Source organism: Pseudoalteromonas sp. MMG010 (assembly GCF_018100905.1).
Taxonomy (GTDB): Bacteria; Pseudomonadota; Gammaproteobacteria; order Enterobacterales; family Alteromonadaceae; genus Pseudoalteromonas.
In genome coordinates, this window is record NZ_JAGJEG010000006.1 from 36084 (window position 1) to 55767 (window position 19684).

Genomic DNA, 19684 nt, shown 5'->3' on the forward strand with positions numbered 1-19684 from the left:
ATAATTAAATTAGGTACGTACTATAAAATGTATGTTTCTATAATAAATACATGAGGTTATGTTTTTATAAAAACAAATACAAGATCACCTGGTGTGTATGCTTTATAAAATATCGCTTTGTGAAAGTGATTTTATGAAATCATTTTTTTGTTAATTTTTTAATATATGAGCTAAATGCGCAGATATGACAAATAGCCCAAACATATAAGTTCGGGCTATTTATTTTAATTTATTATAACGAAAGCGTTTGCTTAGCACGCTTTAAATTATGTGAAACCAATTCGTTATCTGAAGTTTGTACCGCTTCGTATAAATCGGCAATTGCTGCGGTATCATTATGTGCTTTTAAACGGGCAACACCACGGTTGCTTAAAGCAAAAGACGTTAATTCGCGCACTTTATATGAAGACGCACTCGACTCTTGTAAGATAGCAAGTGCTTTAGTACACACTTCTTCAGCTTGTTCATAATTTTTAGACTTAACATTTAATGCACAGCTATTAAACGTTTGCTCAAGATGAATCGGTGCAGTTTGCGCTTCGATAACCATCACTTTAAAATCATTTTGATCCGCTACAGCAGCCGCCGAACAAGTAATTAATGTGCCAAATGCAATAGTTTTGATAAATGATTTCATGGTTTTATTCCTAAGTAAGTGAGCCGTGCTTGTTGCCGACCATTGAACTTTAGAGTATTTACTCAACCCTCACAAACGAGAAAAACAAACCTAATAGATGAATAAAACTAAGCCATAACCCAATAAATAATAATAAATAACTAATTAAACAATACCACTGTGTTTATATTTACGTAATACATTATAAAATTTTACATTTTTAATTTAAGTGACAAACAAAATTTACAGTATGATTTATTGCAAATATCGTAATAAATATTTGTTTTTTATTTTTTATCATTAATTATTTTTTCAAGTTGTTTTATTTGGTGATCAAAAACATGATTAACCGCAGTAATCGAGCTTGTCGCAAGTTCAAAATAATCAGTATTCGCGATAGATATCGTCGGTGAGGTAATTAGTTCTTCATGTATCACGGTTATCAGCTTATTTATTTTATCTGTCGCATCGTCTATTAATTGCTGATGCATTATTTTTTCTTGCGTTAAACAAGTTAATTCCTTTAGAGATGTCTTTGTTGCCGATTGCATATTTTGAATTAAAAAATTAAGTTTAATTTCGTTGACATGCGAGCACTTTTTTTCAGTTGTAACGGCCACCCCTATTGCGCGCGATTGCCCAATCGTTTCGGCTAAAAAAATGAGCTCACGCCACAAATACCCAACCGTTTCTAACTGTGGTACATGTTTCGCGGTTAAAGAAAAGTTTTCAGCTGTATCTTCTAACAAATAAATTAAATTTTTGATCACCGATGTATGTTGATCAAAATTATGCTCAGGAGAAAATTCATCTATCACTATTTGTAACCTCGACCAATGATCACAAAAGCTATCCCAACGCTCATTATTAGCAACCGGTGTGTTTGATAAATCCGCTATTTGAGTTGCAATAACGCGCTTTATATCATTTAGTGTGTTTAACACCGACTCTTCACCTTGCAGCCTTGCAACAGACAAACCGCGATGCTGCTGTACAAGCGTTATAATTGTTTTCAGTGACTTAATATAAACCACTGCGTTTAACTGCTTTTGATAGTGTTTTTGCTTATTACGCTTTACTCTAACAGCCAATAATACAGCAACACCTAATACGCCTAAAAGAACATAAAACATCACCGTATTTTCCCCTTTAATTACTATTAAATCTCAATGTTATTTTACGTAAATGATTCGCCACTTGCTCTGATTGAGCTGCAATACCTGAATTGGCTTTTGCCCCAAGTACAACTTGCTCAATATGTTCTGCAATTTCATTCGTTACTTTCGATTGCTGTATTGACACCCCAGACACCGTATCCATTTGATGCTTTACTTGCTCTGTTGCCAATTCAATGTTGTGTAATGCCGTATCTACATCCAGTGCATTATTTAAACATTCGGTAGTTTGGATAACGACGATATCCATGGCAGTAACAATATCGGTATTTTTGTTAAGTACCTGCGAAATAGTACCCACAATATTTTCTGTCGCATTATGAGTGCGTTCAGCCAGCTCTCTAACTTCTTGTGCAACAACGGCAAAGCCTCGGCCATGCTCACCAGCCCTCGCAGCTTCAATCGATGCGTTTAAAGCTAATAAATTGGTTTGTTGCGAAATTTGTTGAATTGTGTCAGTCATTTTTTCAACATCGGTAATCAGTGTATTTAGCACATTCATCCCATTTTGAGTATGCTGGGCTTGCTTGTTTGCCTCGTTAATCGCTTGCGTTAAAAGCACTAATGCGGCCTTTCCTTCATGGGCTTTGTTTGACGCTAAAAGTGATGAGTCATGTGTCAGTGAAATTTCTTTATTTACATCAAATAAAGATTGGCTCATTTGTGTAATAGCCGACGCTGTCGAGTTGGTTGCATCAGATTGTAATAGCACATTGTTTTTTACTTCAGTGGCAATATCAATAACCTGATTGGCGCTATACTCTACTTCTTTATTATTTTCTTGATGGTGTTTGTTAACTCGCCCTAATTCTCTGTAAGTTTTTAATAATTCGTTTAAAACATCTGAGCCAAGCAGCAAGTCAAAGTATATTTCTCGATGATCAAAATCATCGGTATTAATATGCATGAGTACATGCTTAACGCTTTTAAGCTGATTAAAAACAATAAAAGCGGCACCTGAAACTAAATAGAGTAAACATAGACAAAATAGAGCGGAGTAAATGTGTGTAAGATAAAACAGACTTACAAAAATAATGATAAAACAAAGACTACCTAGTACAACAATACTCTTAAATCCAAACAACCTTAAAAGTAGCAATATAGGATAATAAAAACTCACAATAACTCATTCCTTTTAGTTATATACTATTTAAATCTAGCAAAAACCACACCAAAAGATAACTGGTTGAATTGTAATATATTAATTATCTCTTCTAGCAAATACGTTCCTAATTACAGCACTTCACGCTTAATATGCACCGAATTAGCGCAGTGTAAAAAAACAAAAACCCCACATTAGCCTAAGCTAATGTGGGGTTTTTACTTAACTGTATTAAATAAAGCTTACAGAGCTAAATCTTGTTTCGCACGTTTAAGGTTATGCGACACTAATGAATTTTGTGAAATTTGTACCGCTTCATATAAATCCGATAACGCAGCTGTTTCGTTTTGCGCTTTTAAGCGTGCTACACCACGGTTACTTAATGCAAAAGACGTTAATTCACGCACTTTATACTTAGGTGCATCAGATTCTTTTATTAAAGCAATGGCTTTAGTACAAATTGTTTCGGCTTGTGCATAGTTTTTTGATTTTACATTTAACGCACAATTATTAAACGACTGCTCAAGAGGCTCAGGCGCTGTTTGCGCTTCGATAACCATTAATTTGTAGTCACTTTGATCCGCTACAGCAGCAGCCGAACAAGTTAATAAAGTGCCAAGTGCAATAGTGTTTAAAAGTGATTTCATGATTAGTTTCCTATTAAGTTAGCCGTGCTTGTTGCCGACAACTGAACTTTAGAGTATTCACTCAACACTCACAAACGATCAATACAAACCCAATAGATGAAAAAAACTAAGTTATAGACTTTAGTCTAATAAACACATAGCATAAACTCGCTAAGTTCATTAATAAAACACTAAAAAGCTAATGGAATATCACCATGTTAAGTAAAACGCAAAGCTCATTTTACCGACGATTATTTATTGCTAATTTAATCGACGAAGGCATAAACACCCTACCGTTAATAATGAACACCATAAACATCCCCAGGCGCACCGCACAAGACACTATAAAAGCACTGCAAGAGTTACATATTGATTGCAGCTTTAATGGTGCGAGCAAAAATGGTCATTACATTATCAACTCATGGGGCCCAATAAACCCAACCTGGGTAAAAACGAATAAAGCCTATTTAGCTAACAGCTTAAATTATCAAATAACTAACTAATTCAATTCTTATCTTACTGGTACAACTAAGCCTGGGTATTCGTTTTATTGGGGCGCTGGTGATTTGGTTCTAATATATGCCGGTATATCAAAAATATCTGCGGGGTTAGGTTTTACCATTTTTACCGCTGTATTTTTTTGCGCTTCGTCTTCTTTATCACTATTCTCAAGCAACATTTTAGTACTGGCGCCTGTCGCAATCACCAACAACTCATAGTCAACGGTTAAATTTTCTATTTTAGATACACCACAAATTACTAACGCATTTGGACTAACTTGCTGGCGAACGGTATCGGTAATAAGATTATAACTGCCCAAAGATATCTCATTTTTACAATTTACTTGTATAATTACTCCGGTACTAGATGACATATCAACCTGATTAACTAGCGGGTTATTAAGAGCTTCATCAAGTGCGTTGGCCAGTTTACTCTCTTCATCACATTTTCCTACACCAAGTACAGCATCCCCTTGGCAATCCATAATTTTGGCAAAATCGTTTAAATCCACATTTATAAGACCTTGATAACAAAGCATATCAATTAACGACTTAATGAGTGAATGGAGTATTTGATTACTGTGCTTAAACGCATCAAATAAGCCGATATCGTTTCCAAGCACCTCAATTAGTTGATCATTTGGGAGCGTAATAACCGCATTAGCATGCTCTTTTAGCTCATTTAGCCCAGTTTGCGCTATGTTGCTTCTAAACTGCCCTTCACTACTAAATGGCAATGTCGCAACAAATATAATGGGTTTGCCTTGCTCACTAGCAAGCTCTGCAATATACGGGCTAGCGCCAGTCCCAGTACCACCACCCAACCCTGTTGCACAGAGTATGATATCGCAACCATTAATAAGCGTTAAAAGCTGTTCTTTACTCTCTTCTGCTGCTTGTAGCCCAACTTTAGGATCTGCGCCCGCGCCATACCCATGCGTGAGCTCAGCACCTATTAGTACCGCTTCATCACTTTGTGTATGCTCTAGTACCACTTTGTCGGTATTAACACTGTACAAGAATGCCTGATCAGACTCGCGCTGTGCAAAAATACTGTTCAACGTATTACAGCCGCACCCACCAATACCAAATACACCGATTGTTAAACCATCATTTTGCTGAATTAATTGAAACATAACCTAATCACTCCTAAACTTTTAAAGGAGCATAACAAATAGGTGCGTCAAATTTTGACGCACCTAAACTTTAAAAATCAATTAACGGTAGTTTGCAGTCGCCGCTTTAAGCTTACTAACAATTCTTTGCCGCAGCTTTTCAGGTTTAACAACCTCAAGCCAATGAGCACATTTAAATAGCTCATCGGTCAATTGCTCGGTATCAATAGTTTGGTAGGTTAGTAATACGTTTTTATCATCAATATATTGCTTATCGGTCAGCTCGCCAAGTTCAATAAATCCTTGATTAACAGCCGAATGGCTCGCCACCTTTACAACAAGCTCTATGCACTGTTCGCTCATGCCTTTATTAATCGCACTACGCAGTGTTTTTAGTTGATCAGTACTGGGCTCTCTGCGATTTTTTTGTAGTACACGTATCTGGCGAATACGATAAACCGGCATCTGGTAGCATTTATCGTGCAGCTCCCCCACCATAAACTGCGCCATTAAAACGCCGCCTTGCTCAACTAAGTTATAAAAACTCAATTCAGCAAATTTAAGCCAATGAGCCTCATCATAAAGCACTCGATAAAGCTCAGCACTCACGGCACGTTTATGCTTAATGGCATGCTCAATTTGCTCAACTAACTGAGTATCAACATTCACTTTTAAAGAAGGCTTAGGCAAAGTTGAAAGCCAATCGGGCACATGTCCATTAAAGCGTTTAAGCGCCTGCTCTGCTTTAATACATACCGACTGTTTAACATCGCTCGGCACAGACTGCGGTAGTAACTGCTCTAGCAGCAAATAATGCTCAGCCACTTCGCTGCTCATTATTTTCGCGTTACCACCTCGCCACTGCGCATTAATAGACCAACCATACGGTTTACTACGGGTCTCTTTTTCAAGTCCAAAACAACCTTGATCGTAAAGTGATTGCAAGTCGCGCTGGAGCATGCGGGTTGATAAAAAAATACCTCTTAGTGACAAGTCATCTTGTAGCTGTTTGACTGAAATACTTATAGGGCTGATAGGTATATATTCTAAAAGAATCAGGTATCGTAAAGGTTTCATTTTTATTAGTCTTACCAACTAGGTCAAAAGCTATCTCATCTTCATAGTACGTTATTAATATCAATCATTTCAAAAATCTAATTAAATTAATATATATCAAACAAGCCTCTAACATGAATTTAAAATACCAATGCTTTTGTTACTTTAGTACATATAAATTGTTGATTTTTAAATATAATGAATGGAAATCTATATAATTCCCTTTTAAATCATATTAAATAATTAGAGGTTTTAATTATTTTTCAGATAACTCATTCGCAGATCCAATAGACCGATGGTCTTTATATGTCAGCCTTTTCTTTAGTTCGAGTCTGCCATCAGCGGTCCATTGCTTAGATTCTTTCTGTACTAGTGTTAAAACTACACCTGCCTTTCCATTATCTAACTCGATTTCTTTAGTATTATTGGGTTCGCTCCATAAAGAGATCACGTTACTTTTAGGAAACTCACCACCATTTGTAGAGCGTTCAACTATCCCATAAGGTGAAATAGTAAGGACACTACTCCCCGGCTCATCGACTAATGTGTGCGAGTAATGACCAGGCCAACGCTTTTGAAGTTGAGGTCCATCTAAAAGTAAAGCAACGACAAGGTGTGGAGCTAGTGAACGTAAAACCCCCGAAATAGGCTCTTGCCTAGCTAAGTCTTCACATATTAATGGGCATATATGAGTTGAACTTTTTTCAAATGAAAGTAATTTTCTAGATCCAATTAAACAGTTTTCCCACCACTTTAATTTTTTATCTTCAAAAACCTTCTGCAAATCATAATTATTTACTTGTTGCTGATCAATAGCCCAGCGGTGGTGTTTTTGTTGAGTCTCCGCAACAAAGCAACTCGTGTTTTCGTCCCAAACTAATACAGATAAGCTATTCTCACCGTATGAACCATCGGTTCCTTTTGCAAATACGCCAAATATAAAAGTCGGAACTTCTATATGCTTGTTTTTAAAATACCTGCTTAACTCTGAACTAATAGTTTGCTTATTTTCACTATCAATTGAACACTCTGGAATTACAACAAGATCTAAAGGGCTATCAGAACCCTCTATTGCATATATTATTTTTTTTGCTGTAATTACTTCTAAGTTAGAATATGAGAAGAACCCAAATTCATCATCCATTTGTAATCGTGGTTTTACAGCTGTATTGAAGAAATTATCTTCTACTTTCAATGGCCAAGGCAAAAGTAAAATATTAAAATCTTTTTTCTCATTTTTGTATTCGACTTTTTGGGGTAGTGAGTTTATCTCTACACCTGCTTTTACATAAGCTAAATCGTGGCTCAAACTATTTAAGGATATACCTGATTGTGGTGTGTGGGTTTTATAATGAACACTTCCGTAACTGGAATTACAATTTGAAAAGCTCAATATCGCTGAACTTTCTGAACGTGCTAGCTTTTTAACCTGGGCTGCCATGTATGCGGGAGCGCCTTCTGAAAATAAAGTATTTTTGATATTAAAAGCACAACTATCGCTTGCATTAAATAACTCTATTAACTGACTAAAATAAGTGTGGTTCTGGAGTAAATCACTAACTTGTTGACTTGCATTAGAACTCTTAAATAAATTGTACAAAAGCTCATAAAATCGCTGGGTCACTTCTATTGTTTTTTCATTTTTATTGAATAATATAGATTGACGCCACGTTAGGTCATGCCTTCCTGTTGAGCATTTAAAGGGGAGTTCACTATAGTTTTTTAAAGATAATACGTTTTGATACACATCAAATGTATCAAGCATTCGAGCAATGATGTGAAATGTATTCATAGGCCAAATGATATAAGATAGGAAAGTATCTTTTTCTAACGAAATAGAAATAATACCTTCTTTCCTATTATTCTTTGGCACTTTAACGAACTCAATAGCACGCCCCTCTGCATCATCCCCTAATATTGTATTTCTTAAAAAAGTAGCTAATTGCATATTATAAAGCCTGTTCGACTATGGCGACGTTTAAGTGGACTACTTCATGCTTATTCGCTTTAGCCTCAATGACAGCAAGCGGCATACTGGGTTTATGGTAAAGCACTATATCAGCCGATTTAACCGTTTTACGTACACCAAGCTGCCCACGAACGATTACTTTACCGTCACGTAGTTTAACCTCTTGGCGTATTTGAGTTATGTCGTCCCACCCTGCGCTTTTAACTGCGGGCAGAATGAACTTGCTGATTATATCGGTTTCGCTGAGCTTTCTTTTATCCATAACTTAAACCATCCCTAAATACTACACTATGAGTGCGCACAACTCATTGATTCAACGCGTTTCATGCTATTTAGTGATGCTATATAAAATATAGTTAATAAGCAAAAATAAAAGGTAATTAAAAAACGAGAGACAGTATCTCTCGTTTTTACTTTTTAAGGCGCACTGCGATTATTCATTCATTAAATTTAACCACTTAGCATTTTTAATAATTGCATGTATTTTATTTCCCGCAGCAATTCTTATACTTTACATTAGAGCCGCACAAGCAAGGTTCATTTCGTCCTAACTTAGTTGTTTTAGTATAAGACTTTTGCGGCCTTATTTTTACTCTGTCACCTTTAATTTCCTCTAGTAAACCAGAAAATAGCTCTCTTATTTTCAAGTACTTTTCATCAAGGTACAAAACGGCTTTTAAGTTACCAGTAGCAATTGCTTGGCATAAGTAATGTTGAGCTAGTTCGTCATCTTTTGGAACTAACTCACCTTTGTAATAGATCTTACCTAATTCAAACATTGATTGATTACAACCTAGCATTACTGCTTTTTGAAAACTCTCAACGGCTTTATCACTATTAATTGGACAAGCTTTACCTGAAGAATATAAAACACCTAACCTTTGAAATAAAAAGACTGTGTTCTCGGCTTTTTTATGGGTAAGGTATTTATGTGCTTTTTTATAGTCTTCACTTAAATAATGGCACCAACCCAAATAGGCATATGCAGCATAAAAGCCTCTTTTCGCTAATACGTTGAGTATTATTGTTATCTCACTTATTAGTAAGGTATTTACTTTATTATTTAGACATAAAAGAGCATATTTGAATAAAATTTGATGACTTGCCTGAGCAATCGTTATTTGTTTATCGCCAGAATTAATAACGTCAGTTACCGTTTTCTTTGAGCAAAGTTGAAAAGCGCTTTTATAAGACTCAGCAGCAAATGAATACATGGCCTGTGCGCGCGCAGTGAAAAATCTATCTTCTAACGCTTGGCTTTCAAACGCTTCACCCACTTTCTCGTAGAAAATACCTAAACTTAAATACTTTTTATAATCACAAGAGTTTAAACTGTTAAACCATAAATCTTTGTACTCTTGACCTCCTTCGTTTATTAACTCGTATTTAGGTATGCGTTCACCCAGCCCTAAGCTCAGGTAAGCACTTTCCAGTAAGTCTAAAACTTTTGTTCTTGAGGCTAGCGCCTTATTCAGCAATTCTTCGTCGCTAAGCGCCTTATCATGAACTCCATCATTTGTTAACTCTCTAACACTATGAAATAGCTCTCTATCTGCACCATGAATTGCGTTAATATCTGCTAGTTCATTTATTTGCTCACATAAATTTTTGCTTGTAAATTTATAACTATGACGCTGTTCATAAAGTAAGCACAAGGTCTCTAATATCTTACGAAATTTAAACAAACTAACATCAGGGTTCACATTCATTAGTAATAGTGCATTTTTGTAATCTGATGCAATGGATTCTTTAAACAAGGCTGCAAATTGTTGATCGTTATTTATAGTACTCATGCTATTGCTCCCGATTTTAACGCAACATTATTTTGTTTATTTTTAAGCTGATACTCACTATTACTAATAAGGCTAATTGTATTATCCTTTTTGTATCGACTGGCAAACGTCTCCCAATTTATTTCACAGATTTCTAACGCTTGCTCTACACCTACATCTAAAATTAAATCACCATAAACGTATCCATTTTGATTTGAGCTATTTTGATAAAAACGTCCTTGAGGATTAATCATTAAATAAGAATTTGTCATCGCTTCGTTATCTTCTGCCACCATGACTTCTTTTAATGAAGCATGGCGTTTTACAAACCCAGAAAACTGCTCATCAGACACTAATAAGTTGTCATTTAATACTGGCAACACTTGGAAAACCTTCCATTTTTCGGGTTTTATTTTTGTTATTAACTGCTCAAATGATTCTTGGTAATTAAGGCTATTAACAACGGTGTTTACTTTTATTATGATGGATGGGTTAACGTTACGAAGCTGTGTAACCGCTTTAATTAAATCGTGACTTCCAAAAGATTCATCTTTGCGATCTATTCGACCAATATTTTTACGTGCACTTAAAGATTGGCTGTCAAAGCTGATCCCTATCATTGAAAACATTGCGCCATAGTTATTTATGAAAGAGTCTGTTAGGTAATGGCCATTCGTAATGAGCGATAAGTTAAAGCCGAGTGACTTTGTTTTTATAATTAACTTTGCAAAACGTTTTTTAAGAATTAACGGCTCGCCTCCTGCAAAGTTGATACGCACACTTTTATAAGGGAAAACCGCTTTTACTTGGTTGGTATTATCGTCAAAAAAGTAATTAGCTAACTTTTCAAGCATTAACTCTGCGTCTTGGCCATTAGCGTGTATTTCATTAGGGCGGTCCCACTTTGCGTAGCAAAATTTGCATGAGTAATTACATACTTCTGTAACATGATAATTAATAACTAATTCATCAATAGCCTTATTCATGTGAACCTCCTAACACAAGGCTCAATAATGTTGTTTTGATAGCTGAATCAGCTAATGTAAGTTCATTGGTTTCATTGAGTAATGAAAAAAGAATTAAATGGTGCATTATAATCTCCTAATATCACCGCAGAGTGCGGTGACTTCAGGAGCCAGTATCAACCTGTGAAATTCACAAAAAAGAGAAATAACAAATTATTTCACCCTAAATTCGCACAAACGTTTCATTTTTTAGATTAGATAGTTAGTTGCTATAATTCGCCACCTTCTCGCAAAAATTTGCAAGTGGAATGTATACCACTTACCAGTTAAGAAACGGTATTAGATTTACCCTTTGTTAACTGCAAAGTCGATACCGCTCTAAATTAAAGCGACTGAACGAAATATGAGGTTGGGCGGTATTACCGCTAATATAGAAAATAAAACAATTACAAAGTAGTAAGTCTATTAAATGGTGAGTTGTCTTCAATGAAGAATGTATTATAGACGAGCAACGCTAAAGAATTAATTAGTGAGGAACTAATTTGAGCAGAGAAAGATCTAGTTCAAGTCTGACCTAGTATCTTTCATGAATTATGCACGGTAAAACCAAAGAATTAAGTGGCTTCATGAGTCATTTTTTGTACATTCCTCATTCTTTTTTTTCTGTTTAATATATACGTTTATGCCTCAAAAAAGGGGATTGTGAATCCAATAAACCCCCTCATTTATCCCCTTAATTAATAACCCTATTTTTAGTTGTAGCCGCCAGAAATGATACGTTCAACTTCACCTTTCATTAGTTGATAATTTTCTGCTATCGAGCGACCACATTTTTGTGATGTATCAATCTCTACAATTGGAATATTAAACCATTGGAAAATCTTTTTATAAGCTGTTTCTACACAGTTATTTTGCGTCACGGCATCTCCATACCACTGAATACAACCTCCTCTAGCCTCAATTCTACTGTTTATCGTTTCCGCATCGGCCTTAACAAAAACAATGACTTCAGGAAGATGGATGTTTTGAGTAATACTAAGTGTATCAAAAATATTCTTAACGAGTTCTTCTCCAAGCATAATTGTCTGATACGCTAAAGTTGAAAAAATATACCTGTCAACTATGACATTTTCAGACTTTAATGCTGTTGAGACAGCATGACTTCTCAAAAAGTTATTTAGTAAAAAAAACAGAAAAGCACTCTCTTTAGACTCATAGGTATCAATGACTTTTCTCAGCTCCAGTGCTTCTTCAATTACAGCTGAATGAACAACCGAGTTTTTTTCTTTTGCGTAGAGAGAGCTTAGTGTTGTTTTTCCGCAGGCATCAAGCCCTTCAAAAGCGATAAATTTATTCATTATAATCTCCTAATGTCACCGCAGTAGGTGGTGACTTCAGGAGCCAGTATCAAACTGTTAAATTCACAATAAAGGGGAAGGAAGTAAACATTTTAATATTTATTGAGCAATAAGCTATATTCTTCGTATTCTGCTTTTTTAGCGTTGTATAGATTTACTAGCCATTGGCCATGATCGCTCATAAAGGCATCGGGATTGTTAGTAATTAGTTTACCTAAAACACCAAATTCGCCCTCGATAACGGCTTTTAGTGCTAAATCATATGGGCTCGATTGCGTATCAAACTCAATAGAATTAGCAATCATCTCCATTGAACTATATTTACCTTCATTAAATGGATATGGGATTTCATCTTGTGACCAATCTATATTTTCATCTGATAGAAAAAGCCTTAAATCACCAATACGCTTATCGAGTGCTTGAAATAGTAATTTTTTAGCCTTCCACTCCTTGGCAAATTGCTCAAAACTTTCAGTATTGATCTTTTCGCCATTGAGCCACTTTACGACTAATTTTTTATCTTCAAACAATGTATCTAGAATAACCAGATTACGAATAAATACGTGATTACCTGCTTTGATTGGCTTTGGTACATAATCGACTGACTCAGATTTTATATCTGCCTCATCGAGTAGTTTAGCTTTGAGGTTTTTATCTTTAACGTAATAGTTTAAACGACTCCTTAACCTCTCTGGTAACAAGTTGCGGTCAATTCCTAAAGCTTGGCAAGCAACCGCTGCAATACTTTTATTTTTACCGGCCATACTGACCACCATAACAACCAAGGCGTTCCTCTACTTTACGAACGGTTAAATCTCCGCTAGCAACGTAAGGGTAATTGATTTTGTATGTATCTACTTTACACCGTTTTGCTATTCTATAAATTGCACCAACACATATGCCTGCCAAATGTGCTTCTTTGAGCGATGTACTTAAAGAACCCAGTAGCGATTTCTTTTGTTCTAAAAACTCTGAGCAAGACGCTTTCCATTCAATATCCTTCATATAATATAAATTGTAACCAGTGCATTGGCCTGCCAAGTGCGCCTCAGTTACCGAGGTTGAAAGCCTTTTTAGGAGTGAACGTTGTTGTTCTTTTTTTTCTTCACACGCAAGCTTTATATCAACGTTTGCGAAACTGCTTGCACTGAAAAGGATGAATAGGACTAATATAAAATTTTTAAACATTAGCAGTACCTGTTTTTTTTAAGTCTTTTTCAGCTACTTGTTCTAATGGTTTTTCTTCAGATTTAAAATTAATTAAACATGTAATAAATAAGCTAATTATTATAATGTCATCAATCCAATAAACGTTATAGGTACTCACAATAAGAAAAGGAAGAATGCATAATAGGTTTACTTTTATTAGTATATTTAACGAGTGAATACCTAGTAAACTGATACTAAAGCGAAAAGGAGTGAAAGCTAATTTTTTATATTTCCCAATTAAATTACTCGCTGTTTTAATATTTACAATCCAAAACCAGCCTATTAACAACTTAACGAACAAATTATCCTGAGTTTTATCTAATACTAATAAGCTAATAACCCCGAGCGTTAAAATAACTACGAGCATGATTAAAAAGTGAAATAACGAGTGAACCCAACTGCTTGGTTTTAACAACTGATCTATTTGTTTTGCTCGTGAAAAAAAGTAAAATTTTGGTGGTTCACTCTTAGATTCTAGCTTTGTGAGCTGCGACAAATGCTCAAAAACTAGCATATGTTTCGCTTTATATATTGAGAAACCATTATCAGATAATTGAAAATCTTCGTTTTCATCTAATAAAATATTTTTCGTATCCAGGTATTTCATTGCCTCCAACGCAGAAATTAGTTTCTCATCGTCTTTATCTGGATCTTTAGGTACTTCAAATCCGGTATCTTTTTTTAGGGAAGCAACATTTACCCGCCATTGCTGTATTAATTCATGCTGAGGTAAAGGTTTTACTTGGCTTTCAGTTTCTACTTCCTTAGCCACTTCACTTTCGGTTGAAGGTTGATTATTACTTTCCATACTTCTCTTAATATCCTTTTATGAACAACTAAATTTTAAAACTGCTACTCTGGCCAACTGTATCCATACTACATATTACCAGTTGTACAATAATATATAGGCAATTGAAATAATAGGGAATTAAATAATAAAATAAATGTATAACACACCAAAAATTAACACCAGAAAGATAAAAATTTGATTATTGGACTACCCTGCTTTTACTAAACAGTTTCTAGCTCTATGCGAGGATATTTACCTTGGCTGAGCCTGTATTGTATATGGAAAATGTAGTCTTGTACTTTTTTAATGCTCAGTCTTGGATAGTGGCCTAGCGTGCTAATTACCTGCTTATCATTAACACGGCAACGGTATTACCATGTTATTGCGCCTTTGCTGATACTCTTACACTTAAACTATCTCTGTGCGATAATACGCATGGTGTTTAAATTTTATCTAACCGCTTTCTTAATTTGGTGTTGCTGATCGCCATTTAATTTTTTATACACAGTTAGCAAAATATTTATACACGATTGCTATATCCACAATGCGCCGATTGCAATAAACACGAAAATACAAAAAGTATATAAGCGCAGTAAAACCCATTTGATAAAAGGGCCAAGAGACTGAATGAGTGAACCAACATATTACGAAAATCAACCTACAATCTACTGGCACGATTATGAGACATGGGGGGCTAGCCCACAAAAAGATAAACCCAGTCAATTTGCGGGTATTCGTACCGATTTTGATTTAAATATTATTGGTGAGCCTTTAATCGAGTATTGCAAACCTCAGGCCGATTATTTACCACACCCCGAAGCATGTTTAATTACGGGTATAACGCCACAAGTGGCGATGAAAAAAGGTCTTCCTGAGGCTGAATTTATGGCTAAAATTCATGCTCAATTTAGTATGCCTAATACGTGTGTGGCCGGTTATAACAGTATTCGTTTTGATGATGAAGTAAGCCGTTATAGTTTTTATCGTAATTTTTATGACCCATACGAGCGTGAGTACAAAAATAATAATAGTCGCTGGGATATTATTGATTTAGTACGTGCCTGTTATGCTCTTCGCCCCGAAGGCATTGAATGGCCGCTAAAAGAAGATGGCAGCCCAAGTTTTAAACTTGAACATTTAACCGTTGCAAATGGTATTGAACACGCCGCTGCACACGATGCACTAAGTGATGTAACTGCAACCATTGCGTTGGCTAAATTAATTAAAGAAAAACAACCTAAGCTATACAATTTCTTTTTTGGTTTACGTAACAAAAAAGCCCTTGCTGAATTGGTTGATGTATTTAATATGACCCCGTTAGTGCATACCTCTTCGCGTATTCCTGCTACACAAGGCTGCACGACGTGGGTTGCACCTATGAGCTTTCATCCACTCAATAAAAATGCGGTTATTTGTTTTGATTTAACCCAAAACCCACAAGTACTCCTTGATTTAAACGTTGAAGAATTACGCACGCGTTTATATACCAAGCGCGTTGATTTAGCTGAGGGTGATTTACCCGTTGGCTTAAAGTTAGTGCATTTAAATAAATGCCCTATTTTAGCTCCCGCAAAAACGCTGTTACCCGAAAATGCTGCGCGCTTAGGGATTGATAGAGAACTATGTTTAGCTAATTTAACCTTACTTAAAGAGCATACACAGTTGCGTGAAAAGGTAACCGAGGTATTTAACGAAAAAGGCGATTACAGCGCGACCACAAATGTTGATTACTTACTTTACGATGGTTTTACTAGCCATGCCGACAAAGCTAAGTTTGCCATTATACGTGATGCCAGCCCAGAACAATTAGCCACATTAAAGTTAGAGTTTGAAGATAATAAATTTCATACCTTGCTGTTTAGATACCGTGCACGTAACTGGCCACACACGTTAAATCAGCAAGAATTAGAACAATGGCGTCAGTACTGCCAAAACAAGCTAATGCATGGCGAAGACCAACCTTCTATTAGCGCACAAGACTTTATGATCACCTTAGAAAACTTGGCACACGAGCACGACGATAACGAAAAAAATCTCACTATTTTAAAAGCGCTTTATAATTACGCCCAAAGTATGTAACGGGTTTCACCGCTTAATAGTCCATGTTGTCGATTAATAACATATTGCTTATTAATCGATAACCGTTTTTTATATACCTCAATATCTTCACTGCAATAAAACTGACCTATTTCCCTGATAAACTCTTTATTATTGCTTATAACTCCAGCCAGCATTAAGCAACCTAGCACTTTATATCGCTAATTTATAATTAAGCAGGACACTTATGGACAGTATTTATCAGTTTAATGCATCGCTTTATACCAGCGAAAATATGCCACTCAGTCAATTTAAAGGCAAAACTGTTTTAATAGTCAATACCGCGAGTAAATGTAGTTTTTCTGCTCAGTTAGCCGCTTTAGAAAAATTGTATCAAGAGTATCAACCTCATGGATTTAGTATTTTAGCATTCCCTTGTAATCAGTTTGGCCAAAATGAGCCTCTTGATAATCTTGCTATTAATGACTTTTACCAACAACATTTTAATGTCTCTTTTCCTATATTTGGTAAGGTGATGGTTAACGGCCCAGAAGCCCACCCATTATTTAATTACTTAAAAGCGCATACGCGAGGGATCTCAAAAAATAGAGCAATAAAATGGAATTTCACAAAGTTTTTAATTAATCCACAAGGACAATTAATAGCTCGATACGCCCCCCGAACAAAACCAGACACTTTAAGGCAGGTCATTGATAATTGCTTAAACGAATTCAACTCACAATCGGCTTAAAGCTTATTTTTTCTTACACGTAATTTGAGTTACATCAAACAATAATAATTTAACATCGCTTTTGCTATAAACTGATTGACCTAGCCATTGATAATTCGTTTACTAAAGTGAATGTACTTATTATGGGGAAATGAGATGAAAATTGCTTTTTTTAGTGCTCAAGCCTACGAAAAACCTTTTTTTGAACACACTGCTACAGCGTATCCGCACATAAAGATTGATTATTTTTCACAATCACTCAATCAAAAAACCGCGGTGCTCGCCAACGGCTACGATAGTGTTTGTGTATTTGTTAATGATGATATAAATGCACAGGTAATCGCCCATTTAGCCTCTAATAATATTACAACGGTGTTATTGCGCTGCGCTGGCTTTAACAATGTTGATTTAACGGCGGCAAAAGCTCATAACATAAAGGTATTACGTGTACCAGCGTACAGCCCAGAAGCCGTTGCCGAGCATTGCATAGCGTTAATGCTAACGCTAAGTCGCAAAACCCATAAAGCGTATAACCGCGTGCGCGAAGATAACTTTGATTTAAATGGCTTACTGGGTTTTAACTTGCATAACAAAACTGTGGGGATCATTGGCTGTGGTAAAATTGGCTTAGCACTGTGTAATATTTTAAATGGTTTTGGAGCAAAGGTATTAGTTTCAGACCCCTATGCGTTAGCGGGTAACTATACCCTTTGCGATTTAAATACCCTGCTCAGACAAAGCGATATTATTTCACTGCACTGCCCTGTTAATGAGCACACTCATCATATTATTAATGACGAAGCATTTAGCAAAATGAAACCCGGTGTCATGTTGATTAACACCTCTCGCGGTGCATTAGTTGACAGCAAAGCCTGTATACAAGCGTTAAAATCTAAAAAGCTCGCTTACTTAGGACTCGATGTTTATGAGCAAGAGTCAGAACTGTTTTTTAAAAATCACAGTGATGAAATATTACAAGATGATGTATTTTCGCGCTTAGTCAGCTTTAAAAATGTATTAATAACCGGACACCAAGGCTTTTTCACACAAGAAGCGCTCAGCGAAATAGCCAACATTACTTTACGCAATGCGCAGGCTGTTAAAAATAACCAGCCTTTAATTAATCAAGTATAAATTAATGATTTAGCAATTAGCATCAATACAATTGGTTAAACGTAAAAAGTGATTAAAAATGAGGGGCAGTCGCTGCCCTAACCAAGTGATTAGGGCTATAAAAAAGCATGTTAATAAATACTGTTGCCAGGTTTAACCAAACGCAACGTTTGCAAATACCAGTGTCATTAATATAGGGCAAACAAAGCGAATATATTGTGCAAACCAATAGTGAGCGCCGTGAGCTGTTTCATGCAACTTACTGCCTCGCTTAAACATCCAGCCTAAAGTTATAAAGTAAAATAATCCCATTAGCGGCAATTGATATTGTGTAAACACCATAATAACCAGACCAAACAACCAGTCAAAGTTAACAATAATGATACTGGCACTTAAAAACACAACGGCGCTGACAATCCAGGTCGCTTTAGTACGATTTACTTCATGATTTTCAACTAAAAATGCCACCGGTATTTCAGTAGATGAAATGGTTGAGGTAACCGATGCTATCGACATTAATACAAAAAATAATAAACCAACCAGTAAGCCTATTTCGCCCATGGTATTAAAAAGTGCAGGTAAAATAGCAAATATAAGTTGTCCTTCACCAATTAATTTACCGTTATTAAAGACTTCGACACCATTATGTTGTGCAACATAAATTGCCGGAATAATTAATAAACCGGCTAAAAACGCCACCGCGGTATCAAGCAAAGCGACGCTTATTGTTAACTTTGGTAAATTTGCATTCGGTTTTAAATATGAGCCATAAATCATCATACACCCCACCCCTAACGACAGTGAGAAAAAGGCTTGTCCCATCGCGGCAATAATTAAATTAGGGTCGAGTATTTGGCTAAAATCAGGCACTAAATAGGCGGCAAAGCCTTCTGCTGCGCCATCAAGAGTTGCAATATAAACAATTAAGCCAATAAGTAATATTAACAATATGGGCATTAAACGTCGCGACCACGTTTCAATCCCCGATTTTACCCCTTTTAAAATAATACTGGCTGTAAGTAGCACCATTAAGGGAGTAAATACAAAATTACGCAGCATCGAATCACTTTGTAAAAATGAACTTAACGCGTTAAAACCTAAAAATGATGCAACCGGCTCTATGGCATACGACAGCATCCAACCCGCAACAATCGAGTAAAAGCTTAACATAACAATTGCGCCAGCTAATCCGATATAGCCAGCCGCAGCGCCGATTTTTTTTTCTTTGTGTTGCCATGCGCTAGCCAGTGCTTTAACCGGGTTTGCTTGTGCTTTATGGCCTAAATATAGTTCGGTGTATAACGCAGGTAATGCCAGCAAAAAAATAACAATAAAATACACTAATAAAAATGCACCACCGCCATGGTTTGCCGCTTGGGTTGGAAAGCCCCAAATATTACCTAAGCCAACCGCAGCGCCCGCTGCAGCTAAAACAAAACCAATTCGGCTTTGAAATCCATCACGCATTTGTGTCATACACTTTCAAATCTGTTATTATTTCTTTGTGGGAATTAAACCATATTTATTGGCCACTGAGTATTAAAATCGTTG

General features: G+C 36.0%; 18 protein-coding genes and 1 pseudogene. 4 read left to right on the forward strand and 15 right to left on the reverse strand.

The genetic code is table 11. The features are described from left to right. Nucleotides 1–232: 232 nt before the first annotated feature. The 4 genes from J8L70_RS08045 to J8L70_RS08060 form a co-directional block, all read right to left on the reverse strand. Entirely contained in the window at nucleotides 233–637 is a 405-nt protein-coding gene (locus J8L70_RS08045; RefSeq protein ID WP_211055030.1) for a hypothetical protein, read from the reverse strand. A gap of 266 nt (nucleotides 638–903) precedes the next feature. Beyond that, on the reverse strand, nucleotides 904–1752 hold the full coding sequence (locus J8L70_RS08050) for a nitrate- and nitrite sensing domain-containing protein (protein WP_211055031.1): 849 nt from the start codon (nucleotides 1750–1752) through the stop codon (nucleotides 904–906). 13 nt (nucleotides 1753–1765) lie between these two features. Further along, nucleotides 1766–2698, reverse strand: a complete 933-nt coding sequence (locus tag J8L70_RS08055) for a methyl-accepting chemotaxis protein (RefSeq protein WP_247664746.1) — start codon at nucleotides 2696–2698, stop codon at nucleotides 1766–1768. Nucleotides 2699–3135: 437 nt separating this feature from the next. Next, complete coding sequence (locus J8L70_RS08060; protein ID WP_211055032.1) at nucleotides 3136–3540, reverse strand: hypothetical protein; 405 nt, start codon at nucleotides 3538–3540, stop codon at nucleotides 3136–3138. Nucleotides 3541–3734: 194 nt separating this feature from the next. Here J8L70_RS08060 and J8L70_RS08065 point away from each other — a divergent pair, with 194 nt between their 5' ends. Next, a complete protein-coding gene (locus J8L70_RS08065) occupies nucleotides 3735–4022 on the forward strand; it encodes a helix-turn-helix domain-containing protein (RefSeq protein ID WP_211055033.1) in 288 nt (95 codons plus the stop codon). Nucleotides 4023–4066: 44 nt separating this feature from the next. Here the strand turns inward: J8L70_RS08065 and J8L70_RS08070 are convergent, their stop codons facing one another. The 10 genes and pseudogenes from J8L70_RS08070 to J8L70_RS08115 form a co-directional block, all read right to left on the reverse strand. Then, nucleotides 4067–5155: a cell division protein FtsZ gene (locus J8L70_RS08070; RefSeq protein ID WP_211055034.1), complete on the reverse strand. Its 1089-nt coding sequence runs from the start codon at nucleotides 5153–5155 to the stop codon at nucleotides 4067–4069. An 81-nt stretch (nucleotides 5156–5236) separates the two neighbouring features. Continuing rightward, on the reverse strand, nucleotides 5237–6211 hold the full coding sequence (locus J8L70_RS08075) for a WYL domain-containing protein (RefSeq protein WP_211055035.1): 975 nt from the start codon (nucleotides 6209–6211) through the stop codon (nucleotides 5237–5239). Between the two features lie 235 nt (nucleotides 6212–6446). After that, a complete protein-coding gene (locus J8L70_RS08080) occupies nucleotides 6447–8138 on the reverse strand; it encodes a hypothetical protein (RefSeq protein WP_211055036.1) in 1692 nt (563 codons plus the stop codon). A 40-nt stretch (nucleotides 8139–8178) separates the two neighbouring features. After that, a pseudogene (locus tag J8L70_RS08085) lies at nucleotides 8179–8421 on the reverse strand (restriction endonuclease subunit R); the annotation flags it as partial. Between the two features lie 223 nt (nucleotides 8422–8644). After that, nucleotides 8645–9952, reverse strand: coding sequence for a DUF4145 domain-containing protein (locus J8L70_RS08090; protein WP_211055037.1), 1308 nt, complete (start codon nucleotides 9950–9952; stop codon nucleotides 8645–8647). Then, a complete protein-coding gene (locus tag J8L70_RS08095) occupies nucleotides 9949–10917 on the reverse strand; it encodes a viperin family antiviral radical SAM protein (protein ID WP_211055038.1) in 969 nt (322 codons plus the stop codon). The genes J8L70_RS08090 and J8L70_RS08095 overlap by 4 nt, the downstream gene beginning before the upstream one ends. A gap of 731 nt (nucleotides 10918–11648) precedes the next feature. Continuing rightward, nucleotides 11649–12254, reverse strand: a complete 606-nt coding sequence (locus J8L70_RS08100) for a deoxynucleoside kinase (RefSeq protein WP_211055039.1) — start codon at nucleotides 12252–12254, stop codon at nucleotides 11649–11651. Between the two features lie 92 nt (nucleotides 12255–12346). Next, on the reverse strand, nucleotides 12347–13018 hold the full coding sequence (locus J8L70_RS08105) for a hypothetical protein (RefSeq protein WP_211055040.1): 672 nt from the start codon (nucleotides 13016–13018) through the stop codon (nucleotides 12347–12349). Then, nucleotides 13008–13442: a hypothetical protein gene (locus tag J8L70_RS08110; protein WP_211055041.1), complete on the reverse strand. Its 435-nt coding sequence runs from the start codon at nucleotides 13440–13442 to the stop codon at nucleotides 13008–13010. The genes J8L70_RS08105 and J8L70_RS08110 overlap by 11 nt, the downstream gene beginning before the upstream one ends. Continuing rightward, on the reverse strand, nucleotides 13435–14271 hold the full coding sequence (locus tag J8L70_RS08115) for a hypothetical protein (protein ID WP_211055042.1): 837 nt from the start codon (nucleotides 14269–14271) through the stop codon (nucleotides 13435–13437). Before J8L70_RS08115 ends, J8L70_RS08110 begins: the two co-directional genes overlap by 8 nt. Nucleotides 14272–14880: 609 nt before the next feature. On the opposite strand from J8L70_RS08115, the gene sbcB reads away from it, so the two are divergent. The 3 genes from sbcB to J8L70_RS08130 all read left to right on the forward strand — a co-directional run bounded on the left by sbcB (nucleotide 14881) and on the right by J8L70_RS08130 (nucleotide 18154). Then, complete coding sequence (sbcB, locus tag J8L70_RS08120; RefSeq protein ID WP_211055043.1) at nucleotides 14881–16332, forward strand: exodeoxyribonuclease I; 1452 nt, start codon at nucleotides 14881–14883, stop codon at nucleotides 16330–16332. Nucleotides 16333–16537: 205 nt separating this feature from the next. Then, a complete protein-coding gene (locus tag J8L70_RS08125) occupies nucleotides 16538–17041 on the forward strand; it encodes a glutathione peroxidase (protein WP_211055044.1) in 504 nt (167 codons plus the stop codon). Between the two features lie 135 nt (nucleotides 17042–17176). Continuing rightward, nucleotides 17177–18154 (forward strand): 2-hydroxyacid dehydrogenase, encoded by a 978-nt coding sequence (locus tag J8L70_RS08130; RefSeq protein ID WP_211055045.1) that lies wholly within the window; start codon nucleotides 17177–17179, stop codon nucleotides 18152–18154. A 132-nt stretch (nucleotides 18155–18286) separates the two neighbouring features. Here J8L70_RS08130 and J8L70_RS08135 read toward each other — a convergent pair whose 3' ends face one another. Further along, a complete protein-coding gene (locus tag J8L70_RS08135; protein ID WP_211055046.1) occupies nucleotides 18287–19609 on the reverse strand; it encodes a sodium-dependent transporter in 1323 nt (440 codons plus the stop codon). Nucleotides 19610–19684: the final 75 nt, after the last annotated feature.

Bases quoted from the DNA above. Each gene is read 5' to 3' on its own strand.
- J8L70_RS08095 (WP_211055038.1), bottom strand. From the start codon at position 10,917: ATGAATAAGGCTATTGATGAATTAGTTATTAATTATCATGTTACAGAA.
- J8L70_RS08055 (WP_247664746.1), bottom strand. From the start codon at position 2,698: ATGCATATTAATACCGATGATTTTGATCATCGAGAAATATACTTTGAC.
- J8L70_RS08115 (WP_211055042.1), bottom strand. From the start codon at position 14,271: ATGGAAAGTAATAATCAACCTTCAACCGAAAGTGAAGTGGCTAAGGAA.
- J8L70_RS08090 (WP_211055037.1), bottom strand. From the start codon at position 9,952: ATGAGTACTATAAATAACGATCAACAATTTGCAGCCTTGTTTAAAGAA.
- J8L70_RS08100 (WP_211055039.1), bottom strand. From the start codon at position 12,254: ATGAATAAATTTATCGCTTTTGAAGGGCTTGATGCCTGCGGAAAAACA.
- J8L70_RS08080 (WP_211055036.1), bottom strand. From the start codon at position 8,138: ATGCAATTAGCTACTTTTTTAAGAAATACAATATTAGGGGATGATGCA.
- J8L70_RS08060 (WP_211055032.1), bottom strand. From the start codon at position 3,540: ATGAAATCACTTTTAAACACTATTGCACTTGGCACTTTATTAACTTGT.
- J8L70_RS08135 (WP_211055046.1), bottom strand. From the start codon at position 19,609: ATGACACAAATGCGTGATGGATTTCAAAGCCGAATTGGTTTTGTTTTA.
- J8L70_RS08065 (WP_211055033.1), top strand. From the start codon at position 3,735: ATGTTAAGTAAAACGCAAAGCTCATTTTACCGACGATTATTTATTGCT.
- J8L70_RS08045 (WP_211055030.1), bottom strand. From the start codon at position 637: ATGAAATCATTTATCAAAACTATTGCATTTGGCACATTAATTACTTGT.
- J8L70_RS08105 (WP_211055040.1), bottom strand. From the start codon at position 13,018: ATGGCCGGTAAAAATAAAAGTATTGCAGCGGTTGCTTGCCAAGCTTTA.
- J8L70_RS08070 (WP_211055034.1), bottom strand. From the start codon at position 5,155: ATGTTTCAATTAATTCAGCAAAATGATGGTTTAACAATCGGTGTATTT.
- J8L70_RS08125 (WP_211055044.1), top strand. From the start codon at position 16,538: ATGGACAGTATTTATCAGTTTAATGCATCGCTTTATACCAGCGAAAAT.
- J8L70_RS08075 (WP_211055035.1), bottom strand. From the start codon at position 6,211: ATGAAACCTTTACGATACCTGATTCTTTTAGAATATATACCTATCAGC.
- J8L70_RS08110 (WP_211055041.1), bottom strand. From the start codon at position 13,442: ATGTTTAAAAATTTTATATTAGTCCTATTCATCCTTTTCAGTGCAAGC.
- J8L70_RS08130 (WP_211055045.1), top strand. From the start codon at position 17,177: ATGAAAATTGCTTTTTTTAGTGCTCAAGCCTACGAAAAACCTTTTTTT.
- sbcB (WP_211055043.1), top strand. From the start codon at position 14,881: ATGAGTGAACCAACATATTACGAAAATCAACCTACAATCTACTGGCAC.